This window comes from Rhodocista pekingensis (assembly GCF_042665545.1).
GTDB lineage: Bacteria > Pseudomonadota > Alphaproteobacteria > Azospirillales > Azospirillaceae > Rhodocista > Rhodocista pekingensis.
Genome location: NZ_JBHTCM010000005.1, coordinates 159,627 through 182,391, shown reverse-complemented (window position 1 = coordinate 182,391; position 22,765 = coordinate 159,627). Strand labels below are relative to the sequence as shown.

General features: G+C 71.6%; 16 protein-coding genes. 4 read left to right on the top strand and 12 right to left on the bottom strand.

The window, feature by feature from the left end; genetic code table 11:
* Positions 1 to 6,229, bottom strand: a 6,229-nt coding sequence (locus ACFQPS_RS04895; protein ID WP_377356925.1) for a DUF4347 domain-containing protein, incomplete at its 3' end; no start/stop codon positions are given.
* A gap of 280 nt (positions 6,230 to 6,509) precedes the next feature.
* Positions 6,510 to 8,300 (bottom strand): gamma-glutamyltransferase, encoded by a 1,791-nt coding sequence (gene ggt, locus ACFQPS_RS04890; RefSeq protein WP_377356924.1) that lies wholly within the window; start codon positions 8,298 to 8,300, stop codon positions 6,510 to 6,512.
* Positions 8,301 to 8,448: 148 nt separating this feature from the next.
* Here ggt and ACFQPS_RS04885 point away from each other — a divergent pair, with 148 nt between their 5' ends.
* A complete protein-coding gene (locus ACFQPS_RS04885) occupies positions 8,449 to 9,480 on the top strand; it encodes an oxygenase MpaB family protein (protein WP_377356923.1) in 1,032 nt (343 codons plus the stop codon).
* 30 nt (positions 9,481 to 9,510) lie between these two features.
* Here ACFQPS_RS04885 and ACFQPS_RS04880 read toward each other — a convergent pair whose 3' ends face one another.
* The 10 genes from ACFQPS_RS04880 to ACFQPS_RS04835 all read right to left on the bottom strand — a co-directional run bounded on the left by ACFQPS_RS04880 (position 9,511) and on the right by ACFQPS_RS04835 (position 17,530).
* Positions 9,511 to 9,828, bottom strand: a complete 318-nt coding sequence (locus ACFQPS_RS04880; protein ID WP_377356921.1) for a BrnA antitoxin family protein — start codon at positions 9,826 to 9,828, stop codon at positions 9,511 to 9,513.
* On the bottom strand, positions 9,809 to 10,111 hold the full coding sequence (locus tag ACFQPS_RS04875) for a BrnT family toxin (RefSeq protein WP_377356919.1): 303 nt from the start codon (positions 10,109 to 10,111) through the stop codon (positions 9,809 to 9,811). The genes ACFQPS_RS04880 and ACFQPS_RS04875 overlap by 20 nt, the downstream gene beginning before the upstream one ends.
* A 57-nt stretch (positions 10,112 to 10,168) precedes the next feature.
* Positions 10,169 to 10,375 carry a hypothetical protein gene (locus ACFQPS_RS04870; protein WP_377356917.1) on the bottom strand — a complete coding sequence of 69 codons (207 nt, stop codon included), beginning with the start codon at positions 10,373 to 10,375 and terminating at the stop codon, positions 10,169 to 10,171.
* 366 nt (positions 10,376 to 10,741) lie between these two features.
* Positions 10,742 to 11,515: an amino acid ABC transporter ATP-binding protein gene (locus tag ACFQPS_RS04865; protein ID WP_377356915.1), complete on the bottom strand. Its 774-nt coding sequence runs from the start codon at positions 11,513 to 11,515 to the stop codon at positions 10,742 to 10,744.
* Positions 11,516 to 11,600: 85 nt separating this feature from the next.
* Positions 11,601 to 12,698: an amino acid ABC transporter permease gene (locus ACFQPS_RS04860; protein WP_377356913.1), complete on the bottom strand. Its 1,098-nt coding sequence runs from the start codon at positions 12,696 to 12,698 to the stop codon at positions 11,601 to 11,603.
* A 1-nt stretch (position 12,699) separates the two neighbouring features.
* A complete protein-coding gene (locus ACFQPS_RS04855; RefSeq protein WP_377356911.1) occupies positions 12,700 to 13,890 on the bottom strand; it encodes an amino acid ABC transporter permease in 1,191 nt (396 codons plus the stop codon).
* Between the two features lie 13 nt (positions 13,891 to 13,903).
* A complete protein-coding gene (locus ACFQPS_RS04850; RefSeq protein ID WP_377356909.1) occupies positions 13,904 to 14,965 on the bottom strand; it encodes an amino acid ABC transporter substrate-binding protein in 1,062 nt (353 codons plus the stop codon).
* A gap of 257 nt (positions 14,966 to 15,222) precedes the next feature.
* Positions 15,223 to 16,176 (bottom strand): alpha/beta fold hydrolase, encoded by a 954-nt coding sequence (locus ACFQPS_RS04845; RefSeq protein ID WP_377356907.1) that lies wholly within the window; start codon positions 16,174 to 16,176, stop codon positions 15,223 to 15,225.
* A 91-nt stretch (positions 16,177 to 16,267) separates the two neighbouring features.
* Positions 16,268 to 16,918: a uracil phosphoribosyltransferase gene (gene upp / locus ACFQPS_RS04840; RefSeq protein ID WP_377356905.1), complete on the bottom strand. Its 651-nt coding sequence runs from the start codon at positions 16,916 to 16,918 to the stop codon at positions 16,268 to 16,270.
* 207 nt (positions 16,919 to 17,125) lie between these two features.
* Positions 17,126 to 17,530, bottom strand: coding sequence for a ribbon-helix-helix domain-containing protein (locus ACFQPS_RS04835; RefSeq protein ID WP_377356903.1), 405 nt, complete (start codon positions 17,528 to 17,530; stop codon positions 17,126 to 17,128).
* A 346-nt stretch (positions 17,531 to 17,876) separates the two neighbouring features.
* On the opposite strand from ACFQPS_RS04835, the gene scpA reads away from it, so the two are divergent.
* From scpA to ACFQPS_RS04820, 3 genes are all read left to right on the top strand, one after another.
* A complete protein-coding gene (gene scpA / locus ACFQPS_RS04830; protein WP_377356901.1) occupies positions 17,877 to 20,039 on the top strand; it encodes a methylmalonyl-CoA mutase in 2,163 nt (720 codons plus the stop codon).
* 188 nt (positions 20,040 to 20,227) lie between these two features.
* Entirely contained in the window at positions 20,228 to 21,505 is a 1,278-nt protein-coding gene (locus ACFQPS_RS04825) for a DUF4097 family beta strand repeat-containing protein (protein WP_377356899.1), read from the top strand.
* Positions 21,506 to 21,522: 17 nt separating this feature from the next.
* Positions 21,523 to 22,707, top strand: coding sequence for a hypothetical protein (locus ACFQPS_RS04820; RefSeq protein WP_377356898.1), 1,185 nt, complete (start codon positions 21,523 to 21,525; stop codon positions 22,705 to 22,707).
* Positions 22,708 to 22,765 lie beyond the last annotated feature (58 nt).

Genomic DNA, 22,765 nt, shown 5'->3' with positions numbered 1-22,765 from the left:
TCGTCGTTCCGGTCGCCGGGACCACCGGCGGCGGCGCCGGCAGCACCGGGGTCGGCGGCGGCGCGGGCGGCAGCGGCGGGGTCGGCGGCGACGGCGGGATCACCACCACCGGCGGAGTCGGCGGCTCCGGATCGGGCGCCTGCGTCACCGCGATCGTGAAGCTCTGCGAGGCGGTCAGCCCGCCCTTGTCGGTGACCTGCACGGTGATCTCATGGCTGGTCGCCGTACCGGCGTTCAGCAGGGTGCCGTTCTTCACCGTCACGACACCCGTCGCCACGTCGATCTGGAAGCGGCCGTCGGCATCGGCGGTCAGGCTGTAGGTCAGGCTGCCGCCGCCGGGATCGCTGCCCACGGCCGTGAGGCCCACGGTGGTGCCGGCCGCGGCCCCTTCCACCACCGTGTTGGCGGCGGCGTTGCCGTCGTTGATCCCGGTCGGGGCCGCGTTCACGAGGTCGATGGTGTAGGTCTGGGTGCTGCTGGCCCCCTGGGCGTCCGTGCCCGTCACGGTGACGGTGTGGCTGGTCGCCGTCTCATAGTCGATCAGGCTGCCGTTCTTCACGCTGACGACGCCCGTCGCCGCATCGATCTGGAAGCGCCCGCCGGCATCGTCGGACAGGCTGTAGGTCACGGTGCCCGTGCCGGGATCGACCGCCTTGGCGGTGATGCCGACCAGCGTGCCGGTCGCCGCCCCTTCCGTCACCTTGTTGTCGTCGGCGTTCTGGTCGGTCCAGGTACCGGGCGCCACGTTGCCCACCGTGACCGTGAAGCTCTGCGTGGTGGAGAGGCCGCCCTTGTCGGTGACCTGCACGGTGATCCCATGGCTGGCCGCCACGTCGATGTCCAGCAGGGTGCCGTCCAGCACCGTCACCACGCCGGTCGTGGCGTTGATCTGGAACCGCCCGCCGGCATCGTCGGTCAGGCTGTAGGTCAGGCTGCCGCCGCCGGGATCGCTGCCCACGGCGGTGATGCCCACGGTGGTGCCGGCCGCGGCCCCTTCCGCCACCGTGTTGGCGGCACCGTTGCCGTCGCTGATCCCGGTCGGGGCGGCGTTGGTGACGGCGATGGTGAAGGTCTGGGTGCTGGACTGGGCGGGCGTGCCGTTGTCCGTGGCCTTCACGGTGATGTCGTGGCTGGTCGCCGTGTCATGGTCGATCAGGCTGCCGTTCTTCACCGTCACCACGCCCGTGGTGGCGTTGATCTGGAAGCGCCCGCCGGCATCGTCCGTCAGGCTCCAGGTGATGGTGCCGCTCTCGGGATCGGTGGCCGTGGCGGTGATGCCCACCGTGGTCCCGGCGGTCGCCCCTTCGGCGACGCTGTTCTTCGTGACGTCGCCGTCCGTCGGTTCGGAGGGGGCGTCGTTGACGGCCGTGACCGTGATGCTGGCCGAGGCCGTGGCGGCGGAGAAGGGGGAGGTGCCGGTGCCCGCGCCGGTGGTGTCGGCGGTGCCGCCGGCCGTGCCGCTGCTGCCGTCCCAGGCGCGGAAGGTGAGGCCGGTGCCGGTGCCGTTGAAATCGGCGTTCGGCACGAAGCGCACGAGGTCGGTCGCGGCCAGAAGCCGGGCCGTCCCCTCACCGGGGCTGCCGAAGGCGGTCCAGCTCCCCGCCCCGACCTTGTACTGCCAGGTGCCGTCGGTGCTGCTGGCCGCCGTCACGGCGATGCCCGGCGTGTCGCCGTCCGGATCGGTCACGGTGCCGCTGCCCGATGCCAGCAGGTCGGCGACGGTGGTGCCCGTATTGTCGCCCGTCGCCACGTTCTCCGCCACGCCGGTCAGGCTGCGGGCCTGGGTGCCCAGGGTGGGGGCGTCGTTCTCCGCCGTGATGGTGATGGTGCGGGTCAGGGTCGTCTCGTACCCGCCCTGGTTCTTCAGCGCGAGCGCGAGCGTCCGGGTCGCGGCCGGGGTGTCGGAGGTATTCTGATACCGGATGGCCTGGAGGATGTCCGTGACGATGGCGTCGTTCGCCAGCGCCGTCAGCGCGATCTTCAGGCCGGCCCCGGTGGCGCCGTTCAGCGTGGCGTCGATGGTGCCGTAGACGTCGCTGCCCCCGTCGGTGATCTGGTTGCCGACAATGGTGATGCCGCCGCCGGTGACCAGGGTCATCACGTCGGCCGCCGTGCCGCCGCTGCCGTAGGTGAGCTGGAGGTAGCCGCCGTTCCAGGCGCCGCTGGCGTCGCTCACGCTGGCGTCCGCGTCCAGCACCACGGCGGCGCTGTTCAGGGCGTTCTCGCCATAGGTGGCGGTCTTGTCGAACCCGGTGATGACCGGCGCGGGCGCCGTCTCGAAATTGAAGGTCGTGCCGTCCGCAATGGCGGTGACGGCGTTGCCGGCCGCGTCGGTGAAGAAGCCGCCGCTCCACGCCACCGAATAGGTGGTGTTCACGTCCAGCGCGGCGCCGGGGTCCAGCGTGATGGTGTCGGTGCCGAAACCGGAGAGCTGCGTGCTGTCGAAGGCGATCGTGCGCGGACCGCCGGAATCGCCCGTCAGGGTCAGCGTGCCGGAGGCGCCGCGCTGCACCGCTTCCGCGAACTTGAACTGGATGGCACTGCCGGGGCTGATGCCGGTGGCGTTGTCGGCCGGGGTGGAGGACCCCGGCAGGAAGGTCGGGGCAGTGCGGTCGAAGGTGACGGTCAGGCCGCCGGACGCGGCGCTCTTGTTCCCGGCCGCATCGGCCTGGGTGACGGTGAAGACGACCGCACCGCTGAGGCTACCGACACTGATGTCCGTGAAGCTGTAGGCGCCGCTGCCGTCCGCCGTGGCGGTGCCCAGCGAGACGCCGTCCGCATAGAGCGTGACGGTGACGCCGGCTTCGGCATTGCTGCCGGTGACGGTCACCGTCGTGGCATTGGTGATGTCGTCGCTGTTGCTGCTGCCGCTGTCGGACCCCGCCGCGAGGTCCGGCGCGCTGCCGGGGGCGGTGGGCGCCTTGGTGTCGATGGCGAAGGCGTCCGTCGCCGTGTGGGTCGAGGCCAGGGTGTTGCCGGCCGCGTTCTTGGCGCCGGAAACCTCGATGTCGATGCCGCTGATCTCGGCATCCGTGTCGGTGACCGTGTAGGTGGCGGTATAGGTCTTGTCGCCGTTGCTCCAGGCGCCCGACGCGAAGGCCAGCCCCGCCGCCGCCGGGTTGGCGAAGGTCAGGGTCGGCGCCGTGCCGGTGTCCATCGCGGCATCGAAGGTCACCGCCACGGTGAAGCTGCCGCCGGCGACCGTCGCCTCCGTCACCGTCGTCGTGCCGGGCGTCACCGTGCTGACGGTGGGGGGCGTGCGCTGGATCGTCACCGCCAGGGGGGCCGAGGCGGCGCTGTCCAGGCTGCCGGCGGTCTGCATGGTGCGGAAGTTATGGCTGCCGTCCGTGATGCCGGAGGCATCGACCGTCACCGACCAGGCGCCCGTGCCGTCGGCGGTGGCGGTGGCGGTCGCCTCGCCCCCGTCATAGCTGCCGTTGTTGTTGGCGTCATGGAAGACGCTCACGGTGGCGCCGGCCGCCGCCCCGCCGCCGGTGAAGGTCAGGTTGGTGGCGCTGGTCAGGTTGTCGCTGTTGCTCACGCCGGTGTCGCTGGCGGCCGACAGGTCCGGCGTGTCGGGCGCCTCCGGGGTGACGGTGATGCTCAGCACCTTCTCATAGCTCAGGCCGCCCTTGTCGGTCGCACCGACACGGACCGAATAGACGCCCGGCGCCAGCGTGCCGGCGGTGCGCAGCGTGCTGCCGGAGATGCCGAAGTTGTTGTTGCCGGTGTCGCCGGTGCCGCTGACGAGCGACCAGCTGAGGGTGTCCCCCGCATCCGGATCGGTGCCGGTCAGCGTCCCCACGGTGGCATTCGCGCCCGTGGCGCCGGCGGCGATGCTGCTGGCGCTGATCGCCAGATCGGTCGGCGCCTCGTTCGCGTCGGTGACGGTGACCGTGACCGTCCGGTCCGTCGTGTTGCCGGCGGAATCGGTGGCGCGGACGGTGACGACGTAGGTGTTGTTGCCGGCGGTGTCACCCGTGTCCTGCGGGCTTTCGAAGTCCGGTGCCGCCGCGAAGGCCAGATCGGCGCCGGTCAGGCTGAACAGTGTCTGATCGGCGCCGCCGACGATGGCGTAGGTGACGGGCCCGTTCGTGTCGGTGGCGGCCAGCGTCTGCACGGCCGTCGCGTTCTCCGCCACGCTGGCGGTGGTGCCGGAGGTGAAGGCCGGCCCGACCAGGTCCACGGTGTGGGCGCCGCCGGTGGTGAAGGCGCCGCTGACGGCGTTGCTGGCGCTGTCCGCGATGCCGGTGCCACTGCCCTTCAGGTCCAGCCGCAGCGTGCCGTCGCCGGTGATGCTGTTGACCGTGACGGTGTAGCTGCTGCCGGAGCCGGTGACGCTGGCGATGCTGCCGTCCGCCGTGCCGGTCTTCGTCAGCGCGAAGTCCCCGGTATCGACCCCCGTCACGTTCTCGCTGAAGGTGACGGTGTAGGTGATCGAGGTCGCGGTCGCCGCCGGGGTGCCGGCGACGGCGATGGTCTGCACCGACGGCGCCACCTGATCCACCGTGTGGGTGCCGCCCGTGGTGAAGCCGCCGGTGATGGCGTTGGCCGCCCCGTCCACGATGCCGGTGCCGCTGCCGTTCAGGTCCAGCCGCAGCGTGCCGTCACCGCTGATGCCGTTGACGGTAACGGTGTAGCTGCTGCCGGAGCCGGTGACGCTGGCGATGCTGCCGTCCGCCGTGCCGGTCTTCGTCAGGGTGAAGTCCCCGGCATCGACGCCCGTCACGCTTTCGCTGAAGGTGACGGTGTAGCTGATCGAGGTGGCATTCCCTGCCGGGGTGCCGGCAAGGGCGATGGTCTGGACCGAGGGCGGGGTCAGGTCGGCGATGGTGAAGTTAGGGAAGTCCGTGACGAAATCGTAGTTCGCCGAGTCGCTGCCGATCCAGTTCGTGCGGTCGGTGATGGCGGTCAGCAGGCTGGTCGCATCGCCCGTGGTGATCCCGTTGTAGCGCAGATTGTCGTAGCCGTAGGGGATGCCGCCGACGGTCGTTCCTGTTACGGCCGTTGCGGTCAGGACGACATGATACTGGGTCCCCAGACCCGGCGGGGCGTAGGAGACACGCTGGTCGGTGTTGTCGCTGGACGCCCAGGAACCGTTGGCCGGATAGTTTGCGGAAGTCTGTCCGCTGTTGAAGGCGAAGAGGAAGGTGGCGCCGGACACGGTGCCAGCGGTGCCCTGGTAGACGAAGACCTGATCGCCGTTGCTGTTCCAGGTGCCCGATGTCCCGCCGATGCTGCCCGTAACGCCGGTGACGGCGTTGCCCGCCTCGTCCGTCAGGGTGCCGGTGCCGGTGGTGGAGCCGGTAGCGATGAAGACGCTGCCGGCCGCAATGTCGGTCTGCGTTGTCCAGGTCATGTGCCCTTCGTTCGAGGCATTGACCGTGAAGGCGCCATTGGAATCGATGCCGGCATCGGTGAAGTGGACGACCGTGCCCGAACCGATGTCGCGCAGCACGACGAAGGCGAAGGTGTTGGCGTAGGTCCCGGTGTCCATGTTGGCGCCGATGATGGCGATGTCACCGGCGCTGAGCGTCGTCGCCGCGAGCCGGTGGCCGTAATCGTCCGCCGCGGCGGTCAGCACGGAAACGGTGCCGACCTCGCCCAGGGTCTTCTCCAGGTCCCAGTCACCACCGACGGCGGTGCCGCCCGAAATGTCGGTGGAGGCGGCGACGTCCGCCCCGGTGCCCCGCGCCAGCGCGCCCAGCAGGGCGTCGCCTTCCGTCCCGGCGCCGAGGTCGCAGCCGTAGAGCAGGATGTCGCCGTCCGCGTCGAGCGCCGAGCCGATGGCGGCGAGCTGGTCGCCGCGCGCCTCCAGCCCCTGCGGGCTGAGCATCGCGTTGCCGAGCGTCAGCCGCCCGTCGTCGCCGTGGCTGATGATGTGGATGGCGTCGATCCCCGTGCGGCCGGCCAGCGCGTCCGCGATCTGGGTCAGGCCGTCGCGGGCGGAGTCGATCAGCACGACCTCCACCCCCGGCTTCACGGCGTCGCGCAGGACCTGCCAGTCCTTCACGCCGGTGTCGATGAAGACGATCTCCGTCCGGCCGGGTTCCGCCCCGATGCCGGACAGGTCCGGGGAGAGCGGCGGCCCGTCCAGGGGGGGCGGCAACGGATCGGCCGCGGCATCGCCGGCCGGGACGGCATCGAGCATTTCCCGCGGATCAAGGGCGTGGATGAGCCGCCCCACCTGGGCGCGCAGGGCTTCAAGGGAACCAGTGACCATGCTCATGATGGAATTCCCGGACGGGTTATCGCTTCGGTGGCAGCTCCAGCAAGAAACCACCCTCCCGTGCGAACTATATCAGTCCAGAAAACTATCCGGAATTCCCATTCTGGTCGTGCACCGTGACAAAGACCCATTGTTTCCGTGAATATTCATGCGGGCACGCATATGACCAGTCACCGGCGAAGGGGAGCGGTCCAGGGGCGGCACAGGGGGCAGGGCCGCCCAGCCCGGGAAACCGTTTCCACCGCCCCTGTACCCCCCGCCTGCCGGCCGGTCCGCGGACTCAGTACCCCGCCGCGTGGCCGTCCACCCGCATCTCCGTGGCGCCGCGATAGACGCCCATCACCGGGTCGCGCTGGATCGCCTCGTAGCTGCCGTAATGGGTGCCGGGGCGGACCGAGGCGGCGTGGCCGCGGCGCGTCAGCTCCGCCAGCACGGCCGGGTCGATGCCGCCCTCCAGCCAGAGCACGCCGCCATCCGTCATGGCGGCGGCCGGGCCGCTGACCGGCTCCGGACTGCCGTCGTGCTGCCAGCGGGCGGCGTCGCCGGCGGCCTGCACGTTCATGCCGAAGTCGATCATGTTGACCAGCACCTGCACATGCCCCTGCGGCTGCATCGCCCCGCCCATGACGCCGTAGGCGAGCCAGGGCTTGCCGTCCTTCGTGACGAAACCGGGGATGATGGTGTGGAAGGGCCGCTTGCCCGGCGCGTAGACGTTGGGATGGCCCGGTTCCAGGCTGAACTGCTCGCCGCGGTCCTGGAGCATGAAGCCCAGCCCGTCCGGCACCAGCCCGGAGCCCATGCCGCGGTAGTTGGACTGGATCAGGCTGACCATCATGCCATCCCGGTCGGCCGTGGTCAGGTAGATGGTGTCGTGGCTTTCCGGCATGCGGCCGGCCGGCACCTCCGTCGCCACCCGGTCCATCCGGATCAGGCCGCGGCGGTCCCGGGCATAGTCCTTGGCGACCAGGGTCTTCAGCGGGATGGCGGCGAAATCGGGGTCGGCGTAGTAGCGGGCGCGGTCGGCGAAGGCCAGCTTCTTCGCCTCCACCATCGCATGGATGGCGTCGGCCGAGTTGTGGCCCATGGCCTTGAGGTCGTAGCCCTCCAGGATGTTCAGCATCTGGAGCACGGCAAGGCCCTGGCCGTTGGGCGGGATCTGCCAGACATCGTAGCCGCGGTAGGAGGTGCTGACCGGCTCGACCCAGGCGCCCTGGTGGGCCGCGAAGTCCTCATAGCGCAGCGCGCCGCCGATGCGCTTCATGTAGGCGTCGATGGTGCGGGCCACGGGGCCCTTGTAGAAGGCGTCGCGCCCGCCCTTCGCCAGCGTCTCCAGCGTGTCCGCCAGATCGGGGTTGTTCCACATCTGCCCGGCCACGGGCGGCCTGCCGTCGCGGGTGAAGGTGCGGAGCATGTTCTCCGTCTCCTCCACGTCCGGCTGGGCGGCCAGCCGGGCGACGTTGCGCGCCCAGCCCTGGGCGATGAAGGGCGACAGCGGGAAGCCCTCGCGCGCATAACGGATGGCCGGCGCCAGCACCTGCTGCATCGGCAGCCGGCCGAAGCGGCCGTGCAGCGCGAACCAGCCGTCCACCGCCCCCGGCACGGTGACCGGCAGGCTGCCGAAGCCGGGAATGCTGTCGCGGCCGCCCAGCCGCGCCTTGAGCTGCTCCAGCGTCTGGCCGCGCGGCGACCGGCCGGAGCCGTTGTAGCCGTAGAGCTTCCCTTCCTTCGGGTCCCAGACCAGGGCGAACAGGTCGCCGCCCATGCCGTTGCCGGTCGGCTCCATCAGGCCCAGCGCGGCGTTGGCGGCGATGGCCGCATCGACGGCGCTGCCGCCTTCCTTGAGGATGTCCAGCGCCACCTGGGTCGCCAGCGGCTGGCTGGTGGCGGCCATGCCGTTGCGGGCGATGATCTCGCTGCGGCCCTGGAAGTTGGGGCCGACCAGCCGGTCGCCGCGGCCCGGCTGGGCGACCGGCGCCTCCGCCGCCGTCGCGGCCGCCGTGAGCGCCAGCCCCGCCGCCAGGGTCAGGGCCAGGAGCGCCGCGCGCCGCGGCCTCGCCAGAAGTTCGAGCATCGTCGTTGCGCCTTCCCGTTCGTCGTCTCTTGCTTTCCGGACGCCGGGGCGTCCGGTCCCTTCCTGTATGCCCCCTTCCGCCGGCCGCGACCAGGGGCGGGAGCGCGGGCCGGGCGGGGGCCCTCCCCCATTGCGCCGGACAGGGCCGGTGGACGGAGGCAGGACCGGCCCCATCCTTGCTGGCAAGCCCTTCCCGCGGGAGACCATGCCGCCCGACCATCCGCCCCCTTCCGGCCCCGACCCCGGTCCCGTCACGGCGACGGACCTGGAAGCGCTGCTGCGCGCGGCGGCGGCGGAGGGTCCGGGCGATCCCGCCGGCCTGTTCGATCCGGACGGCGCGCTCTGGCAGGTGGACCGGGAGGCGCTGCTGTTCCTGGGGGCGGGCCGCGCCCTGCTGCTGCAACTGGCGCACCCCTGGGTGGCGGCCGGCGTGGCGGCCCATTCGGTGGCGCTGGACGACCCGCTGGGCCGCTTCCACCGCACCTTCGGTATCGTCTTCGCGATGGTGTTCGGCAGCGTGGCCCAGGCGGAGGCCGCGGCCCGGCGGCTGCACCGGCGGCACGCGGCCGTGACCGGCCGGCTGCCCGACGCGGCGGGGCCGTTCGCCGCCGGCTCCCCCTACCGGGCGAACGACCCGGCGGCGCTGGCCTGGGTGCATGCCACCCTGGCGGACACGGCGCTGCTGGTCCACGACCTCGTGCTGCCGCCGCTGCCGGCGGAGCGCCGCGCGCTCTACTGGCGGGAGCAGCGCCGGCTGGCCCGGCTGTTCGGCATCCGGGCAGAGGACCTGCCGCCCGACTGGGCGGCGTTCCAGGCCGGCTGCCGCGCCGCCTGGGACGGGCCGCTGCTGACGGTGACGCCCGAGGCGCGCCATGTCGCCGACAGCCTGTTCCGGGGCCGCCGGCCCTGGCTGCGGATGCCGGGCTGGTTCCTGGACGTGACGGCCCTGCTGCTGCCGGAACGGCTGCGCGACGGCTTCGGGCTGGTGCTTGGGGAGCGCGAGCGGCGCCGGGCGGAGCGGGCGCTGGACTGGGTGCGGCGCAGCTATCCGCGGCTGCCCGACCGGCTGCGCTTCGTCGCCCCCTATCACGAAGCCCGCGCCCGCCTGGACGGCCGCCCCGCCCCCGACCTCGGCACCCGCACGCTCAACCGCGTCTGGATCGGGCGGGAGCGGCTGTAGGGGGGGCGAGCCGCCCGGAACGTCCGCCGGTCAGTCGTTGCGGTGCTGGTCCATGTAGGCGCGCAGGGCGGCGTTGATGCGCGTCTGGTAGCCCCGGCCGCCGGCGGCATGGTCGCGGAACCAGTGCAGCACGTCGGCGTCGAGCCGGATCGTCACCACCTCCTTGACAGGGCGGTACAGCGACGGCGGGCCGCGCCGCGCCTGGGACCAGTCGCGGACCTCCGGCATCTCCGTCAGGTCGATCTCCTCGTCCCGCAGGGCCGCGAGCGCCCGGAGCTGATCGCGGAGCTGATCCGGGAGATCGGCAGCGGGCACCGCGGGGGCGGCGTCAGCCCTGTTCTTCTTCATAGGCCCGTCTTTCATGCGATGTCGCCCGCCGGGCGGAGATGATGCGGCCGACGGGATCGGGATCATCCTCATCGGGCCAGGTATGGACGATGAAGAGAACCACCCCGGCGATACCGGCCAGCGTGGTCCAGCGGTCGCCGTCGGGATGCGGGTCAGGCTGTGTCGCCAGATGGGGATCCCCCAGGGCGAGCGCCGCCAGCTCGAATGAAACCCTGTGGACCCGCAGGTTCCGGCGCGCCTTCACAGGATCCCATGTCCAGCGCATCCAGCCGCGGTCCGCCACCCCGTCGTATTGACGGAAATGTATTTACGCAACCCGGCGGAGTCAACCGCCGGGCCGTCAGGCGGCAAGCCCGGAGGCGGCGGGGGCGGCCGTTTCCGCGGAGGGGTGGGCGTCGGCGGAGCGGGCGGCGGAGCGGGCGGCGAGGCGGGCGGCGGTGGCGGCGATCAGGGTCCGGACCTCGTCCGGGCGGACGCCGTCGCGCGCCATCACAAGCCGCACCAGCGGATCGTCCAGCATCTCGGACAGAGTCGGTTCGCGTTCCATGCTCGTGCTCCCTGGGCTCATGCCCGCTGGATCGGCGGCCCCCACCACCCGGACGGTCCCCCGTGCCGTCGCCGGCACCATGCCCCGCTCCCGTGACAGGCGCATGTCCCCGATGTGAAGTTCTGCGGATGAAATCCGGGGCAGCGCCAGCGGACGACCGCAGCGCAGCATTTCCATGCCCGGACACGGCCGCCCCCTCTTCAATACTATGCCGTCCCGCGGAAGACAAAACCGCAGGAGGATGAGGGTTTTACTCTCCGGTAACCATCCGGAAGGGCGGAAGCCCGCCACGGCCACTTCCCGGAACTCGCACAGCCGGGACGGGCAGACGGCCCCCGGCAGAAGACGGCCCCGGGCGGCCCCGCGTCAGTGGCTGAGGATCTGGCCCAGGAACAGGCGGGTGCGCTCGTTCTTCGGGGCGCCGAAGAACTCCTCCGGCGGGGCCTGCTCCACGATCTCGCCGCGGTCCATGAAGATCACGCGGTCGGCGACCTGGCGGGCGAAGCCCATCTCGTGCGTCACCACCAGCATGGTGATGCCGCCCTGGGCGAGATCGGTCATCACGTCCAGCACCTCCTTCACCATCTCGGGATCGAGCGCGCTGGTCGGCTCGTCGAACAGCAGGATGTTGGGGTTCATGCAGAGCGCGCGGGCGATGGCGACGCGCTGCTGCTGCCCGCCGGAGAGCTGGCCGGGGAACTTGTTCGCCTGCTCGGGGATGCGGACCCGCTCCAGATAGCGCAGGGCCAGCGCCTCGGCCTCGGCGCGCGGGGTCTTCTTCACCCAGACCGGGGCGAGGGTGCAGTTCTCCAGCACCGTCAGGTGCGGGAACAGGTTGAACTGCTGGAACACCATGCCGACGTCGCGGCGGATCGCCTCGATGTTGCGCACGTCGTTGGACAGCTCGATCCCGTCCACGACGATGCGCCCGGCCTGATGCTCCTCCAGCCGGTTGATGCAGCGGATCAGGGTGGACTTGCCCGACCCCGAGGGGCCGCAGATGACGATGCGCTCGCCCTTGGCCACGGTCAGGTCGATGTCGCGCAGGACATGGAAGTCCCCGTACCACTTGTTGACGCCGCGCAGCTCGATGATCGGCTCGCCGGGGGCCAGGGTGACGGGGGTCGGAAGGGCGGTCATCGGGGCGGCTCCGGTGCGGTGTCGGCTCGGCGGGAAACGGGAGGGCGGGAAACGGGAGAGGCGGCGAAGGCCGAAGGGTATCCGGTCACCGCTTGCGCCCCTTCGAGAAGGTGCGCTCCAGATGCATGCTGTAGCGCGACAGGGCGAAGCAGAAGGTGAAGTAGATCGCGGCCACGAACAGGTAGGCTTCCTTGTAGAAGCCGCGCCAGGCCGGGTCGGTCAGCGCCGTCTTGGCCGTGGAGAGCAGGTCCATCAGCCCGATGATGATGACAAGGCTGGTGTCCTTGAAGAAGCCGATGAAGGTGTTGACCAGCGGCGGGATCACCAGCCCCAGCGCCTGCGGCAGGATGATCAGCCGGGTCCGCTGCCAGTAGCCCAGCCCCAGCGCGGCCGCCGCCTCGTACTGGCCCTTGGGGATGGCCTGGAGGCCGCCGCGCACCACCTCGGCCAGATAGGCGGCGGCGAACAGGATCAGCCCGACCTGCGCCCGCAGCAGCTTGTCCACCGTCACGCCCTGCGGCAGGAACAGCGGGAACATCACGCTGGCCATGAACAGGATGCTGATCAGCGGCACGCCGCGCACCGCCTCGATGTAGACGACGCAGATCGCCTTCACCACGGGCAGGTCGCCGGTGCGGCCCAGCGCCAGCAGGATGCTGAAGGGGAAGGCCACGGCCAGCCCGACCACGGCCAGCGCCAGCGTCAGCGGTAGACCGCCCCAGCGCGCCGTCGGCACGTAGTCCAGCCCGGCGAAGCCGCCGAACATGAGCGCCCCCGCGACGCCCAGCCCCAGGCCCCAGACCAGCAGCAGCGGCCGGCCCCAGAGCCGGCGGTCGGCCGAGGCCAGCAACATGGCGATCACCGCCAGCATGGCGACGGCGGGCCGCCAGTGCTGCTGGTAGGGATAGGTGCCGAACAGGATGAAGCGGGCCTTCTCCGCGATGAAGGCCCAGCAGGCCCCGCCCGCCTGCCGGCAGGCCGCGGCATCGTCCGCGACCCAGACGGCATCGCGCAGGGCCCAGGCGATGACGCCCGGCAGCGCCTGCGCCGCCACCCAGAGCACCAGCAGGGTCAGCAGCGCGTTGTACCAGGTGGAGAACAGGTTGGCCCGCATCCAGGCCAGGGGACCGGACCGCGGCGGCCGCGGCGGCGCGACCGGGGCGGCGGCGTGCTCCTGGGTCATCTCACCGCTCCTTCAGCGCGATCCGGGCGTTGTACCAGTTCATCAGCAGCGACAGGGCGATGCTGATCGTCAGATACACGGCCATGACGGCGGCCACGCCTTCGAGCGCCTGGCCGGTCTGGTTGATCGTCGTGTTCACGATGGAGACGAAGTCGGGATAGCCGATCGCCACCGCCAGCGAACTGTTCTTGGTCAGGTTCAGGTACTGGCTGGTGGTCGGCGGCACGATCACCCGCAGCGCCTGCGGCAGCACCACCAGCCGCATCGTCTGCCCGCCCGACAGGCCCAGCGCGCGGGCCGCCTCGGTCTGGCCCTGCGGCACCGCCAGGATGCCGCTGCGCACGATCTCGCCGATGAAGGCGGCGGTGTAGGCGACCAGCCCGAACAGCAGGGCCGACAGTTCCGGCGTCAACGTGGCGCCGCCGGCGAAGTTGAAGCCGCGCAGCTCCGGCACGTCCAGCGGGGCGCCCAGCACCAGCAGCACCAGCGCCGGCAGGCCCGCCACCAGCCCGGTGCCGATGGCGCCCATGGGCAGGCGCCGGCCCGTGGCCGCCTGCTGCCGCCGGCTCCAGGCGGACAGCGCCGCCGTCAGCGCGATGCCGGCCAGCAGCGCATAGAGCGCCAGCTCCCAGCCGCCGCCCTCCCCCGGGGCCGGCAGCTTCAGGCCCCGGTTGGAGAGGAAGATGCCCGGCAGCGGCTCCAGCGCCTGCCGCGGCCCCGGCAGCGCCTCCGTCAGCAGCCCGTACCAGAGGAAGAGCTGCAACAGCAGCGGCACGTTGCGCACCACCTCGACATAGCCGGCCGACAGCTTCGCCACCAGCCAGTTGCCCGACAGCCGGGCGATGCCCAGCAGCACGCCCAGCACCGTTGCCAGCACGATGCCGATGGCCGCCACCTTCAGCGTGTTCAGGATGCCGACCAGGAAGGCCCGGCCGTAGGTATCGGTCGGGGAATAGGGGATCGGCGCCTCCCCGACATGGAAGCCGGCGGGCATGCCGAGGAAGCCGTAGCCGGTGGCGACCGCCTGCCGGGCGAGGTTCTCCATGGTGTTGGAGACCAGATACCAGGCCGCAAGGCCCAGCAGCAGGGCCGCCGCGACCTGCCAGAGCACGGCGCGGACGAAGGGGTCGTTCAACGACAGCCGCCGCCGCACCGGCGGCGCGGCGGCATCACGCGGAGCCGATGAGGTCACGGTCCCGCCCCGTTCAGCGGACCGGGGGGGCGTACATCAGGCCGCCGTTCGTCCACAGCGCGTTCAGGCCGCGCTCCAGGCGCAGCGGCGTGGCCTTGCCGACGTTGCGCTCGAACACCTCGCCGTAGTTGCCCACCGCCTTGATCGCGCGGTAGGCCCAGCCGTCGTCCAGGCCCAGGGCCTGGCCCATGCCGGGCTGCACGCCCAGCAGGCGCTGCACGGTGGGATCGGCGCTCTTCTTCTTCTCGTCCACGTTGGCGGCGGTGATGCCCTTCTCCTCCGCCTCCAGCAGGGCGTAGACGGTCCACTTCATGATGTCGAACCACTGGTCGTCGCCATGGCGCACCACCGGGGCCAGCGGTTCCTTGGAGATGATCTCCGGCAGGATCACGTAGTCGTCCGGGGTGGCGGCGCTGACCGCGCGCACGCTGGCGAGCTGGCTGCCGTCGGTGGTGAAGACATCGCAGCGGCCGGAGAAGAAGGCGGCCACCACCTCGTCGAAGGACTCGATCACCACCGGCTTGAAGCTCATCCGGTTGGCGGCGAAGTAGTCGGCGAGGTTCAGCTCGGTCGTGGTGCCGGTCTGCACGCAGACGGTGGCGCCGTCGAGCTGCTTGGCGCTGGTCACGCCCAGCGCCTTCGGCACCATGAAGCCCTGGCCGTCATAATAGACGACGGGGCCGAAATTCATGCCCTGGGTATCGCGCGACAGGCTCCAGGTCGTGTTGCGCGAGAGGATGTCCACCTCACCCGATTGCAGCGCCGTCAGCCGTTGCTGCGCCGACAGCGGGGCGTAATGGACCTTGCCGGCGTCGCCCAGCGCGGCGGCGGCGATCGCCTTGCAGACATCCACGTCCAGGCCGGTCCAGCGGCCCTGGCTGTCCGGGGTGCTGAAGCCGGCGAGGCCGGTGTTCACGCCGCAGCGCAGCACGCCGCGCTGCTTGATCTGGTCCAGGGTGGACTGCTGCGCCGAGGCCCCGCCGGCGGCGGTCAGGCCGGCGGCCAGCGCCAGCGCGGCGGCGGCGAGGCGCAGCGCAGCCCCGGGACGCGGCGGAAGGAGACGGCGAAGGGTCATGATCACGTTCCCCAAGCTGAAATTGCCCCCTGCGGGACGGTTTGTTGTTCTTTCCGGTGCGGCCGGGACGGAAAACCACGCCCCGGCCGGTCGGCGCGCAGTCTAAACAGGGTTTGCGGGTGCGGTACAGCCCCGCGATGCCTCCGCCCCACCTTCCGGGCGCCCGGCCGGGGGCGCCCTCTCAGGGTCCGGCCGGGTCCCGCTCAGGTCACGCTCAGATCGAAGGCGGCGGTCAGGGGCGGGATCAGGGGGCGGGATCAGGGGACGGGAGCGGGGGCGGTCCCTGCCGGCGCCCCGGACAGGAACGCGCGCAGGTCCGCCAGGGTCCGTTCCGGCGCCTCCTCCATCGGGACATGGCCCAGATCCGGCCAGATCACCACCCGCGCGTCGGGCAGCGCGTCGGCGAAACGGGCGGCGTCGGTCGCCGGGACCATGACGTCGCGCGCGCCCCACATCACCAGGGTCGGCGCCGGGATGCGGGCCAGCAGCGGCACCGGATCCTCGGTCGTGAAATCCTCCAGGCGCCGGACCAGGGAGTCGCGCACGCCCGGCGCGCGCATCATGGTCCAGTAGCGGCGCACCGTGCCGGCGTCCAGCCGGCCGGGGTCGCCGTACATGCTGGCGAGGCTGGCCCGCACCATGGATTCCGGCAGGACCGAGCGCATCGCCCGGAACGCGGCCGGCACCTCGATCCGCTGGCCGTAGGCGACCCCGGGCGGCACGAATCCGCCGGCGGCGATCAGCACCAGCTTCTCCACCCGCTCCGGACGGGCGGCGGCGAAGCGCCAGGCGGCCAGCCCGCCCAGGGAGTTCCCCACCAGGGTGGCGCGCTCCAGCCCCAGCGCGTCCAGCAGGTCGCCGATCAGGGCGACGCTGCGCTCGATGCCGTAATCGTCGTCCGGGGCGGGGGCGGAGAGGCCGTGGCCGGGCAGGTCGAAGCGGACCACCGTGTGGTCCTTCGCCAGATCCTGCGCCCAGGCGTCCCAGGTCAGCAGGCTGGAGCCGAAGCCGTGGATCAGCACGAGGGCCGGGCCCGCGCCCTCGACCCGGACATGCAGCCGCTGGCCGCCGATCTCGCGGTAGTCGCCGGGGTCGCGGAGGTAGAGCGCCTCCACCTCCTCCCGCGGCAGGTCGGGGGTGTAGAGCCAGACCGCCGTGGCCGCGACGATCAGGAGGGCGAAGGCCAGAAATCCGAGCAGGACGCGCTTCATGGAGCCTCTTCCCGTGGGGGCATGCCGGCGGCAGGTGTGCCGCAGGTCCCCCACGGGTGGCAAGGAGAAGCGCGTCGGCCCGGGCCGGGGCCTACTTCGTGCCGAACAGCCGGTCGCCGGCGTCGCCCAGGCCGGGGACGATGTAGGCGTTGGGGTTCAGGTGGCTGTCCAGCCCGGCGGTGAAGACCGGCACCGTGGGATGCGCGGCATGGAAGGTCCGCACCCCCTCCGGGGCGGAGACGAGCGCCATGAAGCGGATCTGCGCGTCCAGCACGCCGTGCCGGTTCAGCACGTCCACCGCGTGGACGGCCGAATTGCCGGTGGCGAGCATGGGATCGACCAGGATGAAGCGGCGGCCCGTCGGGTCGGGCAGCTTCACCAGATATTCCACCGGCATCTTGGTGTCGTGGTCGCGGTAGAGGCCGATATGCCCCTCGCGCGCCGCCGGCACCAGTTCCAGCAGCCCTTCCGCCATGATCAGGCCGGCCCGCAGGATCGGCACGATGGCCAGCTTCTTGCCCTCGATGACCGGCGCCTCCATCGTGCAGAGCGGCGTCTCGATCGTCTCGGTGGTGAGCGGCAGGTCGCGCGTGATCTCGTAGCCCATGAGCAGCGCGATCTCCTTCAGGAGCTGGCGGAAGCCCATGGTGGAGCGCTGCCGGTCCCGCATGTGCGACAGCTTGTGCTGGATCAGCGGGTGGTCGAGGACGAAGAGGTTCGGAAAATCGGAATGGGTTCGCATGGACCGGGCCGTTCGGGTCGGGAAACGCGCACCCTACCGCATCCGGGCGCGCACGGGGAGGGGACGCGCAGCCGCGCGGGGAGGAGACACGCAGCCGCGCGGGGAGGGGACGCGCGCAGCAAGAGGCGCGCGCGGGCCGGGCTGCGCGCAGGCAGGGGTCGCACACCGGCGGACCGGGGGCAGCGCAGCCAGAAGTTGCCGGAAGGATCAGTCGTCCAGCGTATCGAAGATGCGGATCGCATCCTCGAAGGCGGGGCTGTAGCGGCGGGCGCCGGGATTGTACCCGGCCGCTTCGTCGGACATCCCCAGGATCGGGTGCGGCGCCGGCCGCGGCCCGGCAGCCGTGGCTCCGGCGGCAGTTGTTCCGGCAGCGGCCGTGGACAGCAGGCCGGGCGAGCGGCTGGCAGCCTGTTGCAGGTAGCCGACCAGGAAGATGCGCAGCGCCGCGGTGAGGCCGCCGTCGCCGCGCAGACGGTCGATCAGGGTGACGATCTCATGAACCGTCCGCCCCTCCCGCCGGCAGATCTCGTCAAGACACTGCCACATGATGGGTTCCATCCGCACGCTGGTGCGGCGCCCGGCGACCGTGACGTTCTTGCAGATTGACCGCATGGCGTCGGGGGCGAGGGCATCAGGATGGGCTGAAGGGCGCCGCTTTGCTGCCATGACGAGAAATCCGCAATCACTGTTCTATTAACTGTAGATTTAAGCCTATCATATGGCCTTCACTAGTATGAGGCAACATTTCTCGTAAACCCAGCCGGTTTCCTTTGAAAACCAACCCTCTGCCAGCTTCCCGGAGAGCACATGCCGGCCATGCGGGGGTGTGGCAGAGCGGTGTTGCCGCCGTGACAAGCCGATACGGCCGGGACTATAGTGGCGCCCCCGCGCGTCCCGGCCGCCCTGTTCCTTGGTGCATAGCCGCGTGGTGACGCGCGGGTGTCGAGGAGCTGCCGTGATGTCCGTCTTCCCGCCGAAGACTATCGCCGATTGGGAAACCCTGGCCGCCAAGGACCTGTCCCGCGAAGAGGGGCGCCCGTTGGACAGTCTGGTCAGCGCGACGCCGGAAGGCATAGCCATCAAACCCCTCTACACGGCGGCCGATCTCGAAGCCCTGGAGGATGCCGGCCTGCCCGGCTTCCCCCCCTACACGCGCGGTCCGCGGGCGACGATGTACACCGTCAAGCCCTGGACCATACGTCAGTATGCCGGGTTTTCCACGGCCGAAGAATCGAACGCATTCTACAAGGCGAATCTGAAAGCCGGGCAAATGGGGCTGTCGGTGGCCTTCGATCTGGCCACGCACCGCGGCTATGACAGCGACCATCCGCGCGTCGTCGGCGACGTGGGCAAGGCCGGCGTCGCCATCGATTCGGTCGAGGACATGAAGATCCTCTTCGACGACATTCCGCTGGACCGGATGTCGGTGTCCATGACCATGAACGGCGCCGTGCTGCCCATCATGGCCATGTACATCGTGGCCGCGGAGGAGCAGGGCGTGGCGCAGGCCAAGCTCTCCGGGACCATCCAGAACGACATCCTCAAGGAGTTCATGGTCCGCAACACCTACATCTATCCGCCCGAACCCAGCATGCGGATCATCGCGGACATCATCGAGTACACCGCGACCCACATGCCGAAGTTCAACAGCATCTCGATCTCCGGCTACCACATGCAGGAGGCGGGGGCGACGGCGGTGCAGGAGCTGGCCTTCACCCTGGCGGACGGGCTGGAATATGTGCGCGCCGCCCTGGCCAAGGGGCTGGACGTGGACAGGTTCGCGCCGCGCCTGTCCTTCTTCTTCTGCATCGGCATGGACTTCTTCATGGAGGTCGCCAAGCTGCGCGCCGCGCGCCTGCTCTGGGCCGAGCTGATGCAGACCCACTTCCAGCCGAAGGACGCCCGCTCGCTGGCGCTGCGCACGCACTGCCAGACCTCCGGCGTCTCGCTGACCGAACAGGACCCCTACAACAACATCGTCCGCACGACGGTCGAGGCGCTGGCCGCCATCCTGGGCGGCACGCAGTCGCTGCACACCAACAGCTTCGACGAGGCGCTGGGCCTGCCGACGCCCTTCTCCGCCCGCATCGCCCGCAACACCCAGCTCATCATCGCCGAGGAGACGGGCATCCCCCGCGTCGTCGATCCGCTGGGCGGCAGCTATTATGTCGAGCACCTGACCCACAGCCTGGCCGCCGAGGCGCGCAAGCTGATCGACGAGGTCGAGGCGCTGGGCGGCATGACCCGCGCCGTGGAATCCGGCATGCCCAAGCTGAAGATCGAGGAGGCCGCCGCCCGCCGGCAGGCCCGCATCGACCGCGGCGAGGAGGTGATCGTCGGCGTCAACAAGTACCGCCCCGCCAACCCCGACCGGGTGGAGGTGCTGGACATCGACAACACCGCCGTGCGCGAGGCCCAGCTCGCCCGCCTGAAGCGCATCCGCGAGACCCGCGACGAGGCCGCCGTGCGCGCCGCCCTGGGCGCCCTGACCGCGGCGGCGCGGGAGAAGTCCGGCAACCTGCTGGCGCTGGCGGTGGAGGCCGCGCGCGCCCGCGCCACGGTGGGCGAGATCAGCGACGCGCTGGAGGAGGTCTTCACCCGCCACCGCGCCATCATCCGCAGCGTCTCCGGCGTCTACGGCGCCGCCTATGACGGCGACGAGGGCTTCGCCCGGATCTGCCGCGAGGTGGAGGAGTTCGCCGTGGAGGAGGGCCGCCGGCCGCGCATGCTGGTGGTCAAGCTGGGCCAGGACGGGCACGACCGCGGCGCCAAGGTGATCGCCACCGCCTTCGCCGACATCGGCTTCGACGTCGATGTCGGGCCGCTGTTCCAGACGCCGGAGGAAGCGGCGCGGCAGGCGGTGGAGAACGACGTCCACATCGTCGGCGTCTCCAGCCTCGCGGCCGGGCACAAGACCCTGGTGCCGCAGCTCGTCGGCGCGTTGCGGGCGCAGGGCGCCGACGACGTACTGGTGATCTGCGGCGGCGTGATCCCGCCGCAGGACTACGACATGCTGCTGGAGTCCGGCGCCGCCGCGATCTTCGGCCCCGGCACGCACATCCCGCGCGCCGCGGCGGAGATCCTGGGCATCCTGCGCGCCCGCCGCACGGTGCCGGCGTAAGGGGCGCCGGCGCTTCCGTGGAAGAGAGCCCGCGGCCGCCCTTGCGGTCGCGGGCGTCCCGCGCCATCCTCCGCGCGGCCGGAGCCGCGGCAGCAGGCCGTGTAACCCGGCCGCGAATTTTGTAACGCCCATGTCACGGCGGCAGACAGGCGCCGTGCGTCGCCTATCATGAGGGGAGTTTCCAGGCCATGCGCAGGACCAGCCCCATGGACGCCACCCTGTCGTCGCCCGCGACGTCATCGCCCCCGACCCGCCCCCGTCTGACCCCCGGCATCCCCGCCGGCGGTATCGTGGCTCTGGCCGTGACGGCCGGCATCGTCGGCTGGGGGCTGCTGGTCGGCGAACCTGCGGAGACGGACGACCACCGCCTCAGCGCCACCCTGCACGTCGCAGCGACACCGCCCGCGCCCCCCACCCCGCCCGCCCCGCCCACGCCCCCGGCCCGGCCGGCCCCGCCGGCGGCCAGCGTGGCGGCCCCCGGCGTCATCGTCATCGACCCCGAGCAGATCGCCCGCTCGGTCCAGGACGCGCTGCGCAGCGTGGACATCGACAGTATCCGCCGCGCGGCCGAGGCCGCCCGCCAGCAGGCCGAGCAGATCCGCCAGCAGGCCGGGGCCAGCACCTGGGAGTGGACGACGCGCGAAGCCGGCGCCCAGGGCAGCGCCGCCCCCGACGGGGAGGACCGGCTGGCCGCCAGCTTCACCGCCCCGGCCGGGGTGCGGCTGGTGGATGTCCGCGGCGACATCACCGTCGAGGTCTCCTCGCGCACCGACAAGGTGCGGGTGGAGGTAGATGACGGCGCCTCCGCCCTGCGCACCGACGTGACCGGCGGCGCCCTCACCCTGGTCGGCAGCGGCGGCACCGCCCCGCCGGTGGATGTGCGCCTGACCCTGCCCGAAGGGGCGGACCTGACGCTGGCCAGCTTCGCCGGCGACCTGTCGCTCACCGGCCGGCAGGCCGGGACCGTGACGGTGGATCTGCAACAGGGCGACGTCTCGCTGGAGCGGGTGCGCTCGGCCGACATCCGCGTGCTGGCGTCCGGCAGCATCTCCGTCAACCGGGTGGAGGGGGCCCTGACCTTCGCCTCCCTGGGCTCGGCCGAACTGTCGGTGGAGCGTGCCGGCAGCGCCGCCCTGGAGGTCAAGGGCCATGCCAACGTCTCCCTCAACCGGGTGGAGAACGGGCTGACGCTGGCCCTGCCCGGCTATGCCGAGATCAACGTGGAGCGCATGGACGGGCCGCTGAAGGCGGCCTTCGCCGGCGCCGGCCGGGTCGATATCGGCGGCGGCGACGCCAGCCCCTTCCAGGTCGCCGTGACCGGCGCCGGGGATTTCCGCTTCGGCGGCACCGCCCATGATCCGGTGATCTTCAACGCCGGCACCGGCTCCATCCATATCGAGCGCCACACCGGCGAGCCGCGCATGCAGCGCGTCGGCCGCGGCAGCGTCGTCATCGGCAACGACTGAGCACGGAACCGGCACGCATGTGGAGCGATCGTCCGGCGGACTCCGCCCCCGTCCGTCCCCGTCTGAGCCCGGGTGTGCCCGCCGGCGGCATCGCCGCCGTGGCGGTCACCCTGGGCGTGGTCGCCTGGGCGGTGCTGGCCGGCCCCGGCGAGGACGGAAGCGGCGACGGCGGCAGCGCCGGCCGGGAAATCCGGATCACCGCCCCGGAGCCGCCCCGCGCCCCGCGCGCGGACAGGGCCGAACGGGCGGAGCCGCCGACCGCAACGGCCAGGGTGGACGCCAGGGCCATCACCGCCGCCGCCAGGCGCGCCAGCGAGGCGGCTGCGGCGCTGGCCGTCGCCAAGGCCGAGGCGTGGGACGGCCCGCATGCCGACGTGGCCGTGCTGGACCGCCAGCAGGACCGGCAGACCGGGATGAACCGGGTCACCGCGGCGGCGGTGGCACCGGCCGGGCTGCGGCTGGCGGACGTCTATGGCCGCGTCACCATCCGCGTCCGTTCCGGCATCGAGCGGACCGAGGTCACCATGCTGGACAGCCGTCGGCGCTACGACCTGACCGTGCGCGACGGCGTGTTCTGGATCACCGGCCCCGGCCCCTCCGACACGCCGACGGAGCTGGACATCACCGTGCCCCGCGGCGTGCCGCTGCTGGTCAATGATCTGGTCGGCGACCTGAAGGTGGTGGGCGATCTGGAGGCACCGGCCCGGCTGACCCTGCGCCGCGGCACGCTGGAGGTCGGCGGCAGTCTGCGCTCCGCCCGTGTCCGCGTCACCGAGACGGGCACCGTCACCCTGGGCCGCGTCTCCGACCTGCTGGCGGTGGAGGTGCGCGGCATCGCCCAGGTGACCGCCGGGCAGGTGGAGCGGCTGGCGGCCGACCTCTCCGGTGCCGCGACCCTTCAGGTCGCCACGGTGGGTCGGGAGGCGGTGCTGAACCTGCCGGGCAAGGCCGACGTGCGGATCGGCAGTCTGGACGGCGCGCTGCGGGCGGTGCAGTCGGGGGCCGGCAGCGTCGCCGTCGCCACCGGCCGGGCCGAGCCGTTCGAGCTGGCCAGCACCGGGGCGGGCAGCTTCCGCTTCGACGGCACCGCCGTGGACCCGGCCATCCTGCTGAGCGGCATCGGCGACGTCGCCATCGCCGCCTACGAGGGCACCCCCGCCGTCAGCCACGACGGCCCCGGCCGCCTGAATTTCGGCCGCTGAGGCGGGCCCTGTACCGGCGGGCCCTGCACCGGCGGGCCGGACGCGTTTGACAGGTCGG

Bases quoted from the DNA above. Each gene is read 5' to 3' on its own strand.
- ACFQPS_RS04880 (WP_377356921.1), bottom strand. From the start codon at position 9,828: ATGAAGAAGAACAGGGCTGACGCCGCCCCCGCGGTGCCCGCTGCCGAT.
- ACFQPS_RS04835 (WP_377356903.1), bottom strand. From the start codon at position 17,530: ATGCGGTCAATCTGCAAGAACGTCACGGTCGCCGGGCGCCGCACCAGC.
- upp (WP_377356905.1), bottom strand. From the start codon at position 16,918: ATGCGAACCCATTCCGATTTTCCGAACCTCTTCGTCCTCGACCACCCG.
- scpA (WP_377356901.1), top strand. From the start codon at position 17,877: ATGTCCGTCTTCCCGCCGAAGACTATCGCCGATTGGGAAACCCTGGCC.
- ACFQPS_RS04870 (WP_377356917.1), bottom strand. From the start codon at position 10,375: ATGGAACGCGAACCGACTCTGTCCGAGATGCTGGACGATCCGCTGGTG.
- ggt (WP_377356924.1), bottom strand. From the start codon at position 8,300: ATGCTCGAACTTCTGGCGAGGCCGCGGCGCGCGGCGCTCCTGGCCCTG.
- ACFQPS_RS04850 (WP_377356909.1), bottom strand. From the start codon at position 14,965: ATGACCCTTCGCCGTCTCCTTCCGCCGCGTCCCGGGGCTGCGCTGCGC.
- ACFQPS_RS04860 (WP_377356913.1), bottom strand. From the start codon at position 12,698: ATGACCCAGGAGCACGCCGCCGCCCCGGTCGCGCCGCCGCGGCCGCCG.
- ACFQPS_RS04865 (WP_377356915.1), bottom strand. From the start codon at position 11,515: ATGACCGCCCTTCCGACCCCCGTCACCCTGGCCCCCGGCGAGCCGATC.
- ACFQPS_RS04825 (WP_377356899.1), top strand. From the start codon at position 20,228: ATGCGCAGGACCAGCCCCATGGACGCCACCCTGTCGTCGCCCGCGACG.
- ACFQPS_RS04845 (WP_377356907.1), bottom strand. From the start codon at position 16,176: ATGAAGCGCGTCCTGCTCGGATTTCTGGCCTTCGCCCTCCTGATCGTC.
- ACFQPS_RS04820 (WP_377356898.1), top strand. From the start codon at position 21,523: ATGTGGAGCGATCGTCCGGCGGACTCCGCCCCCGTCCGTCCCCGTCTG.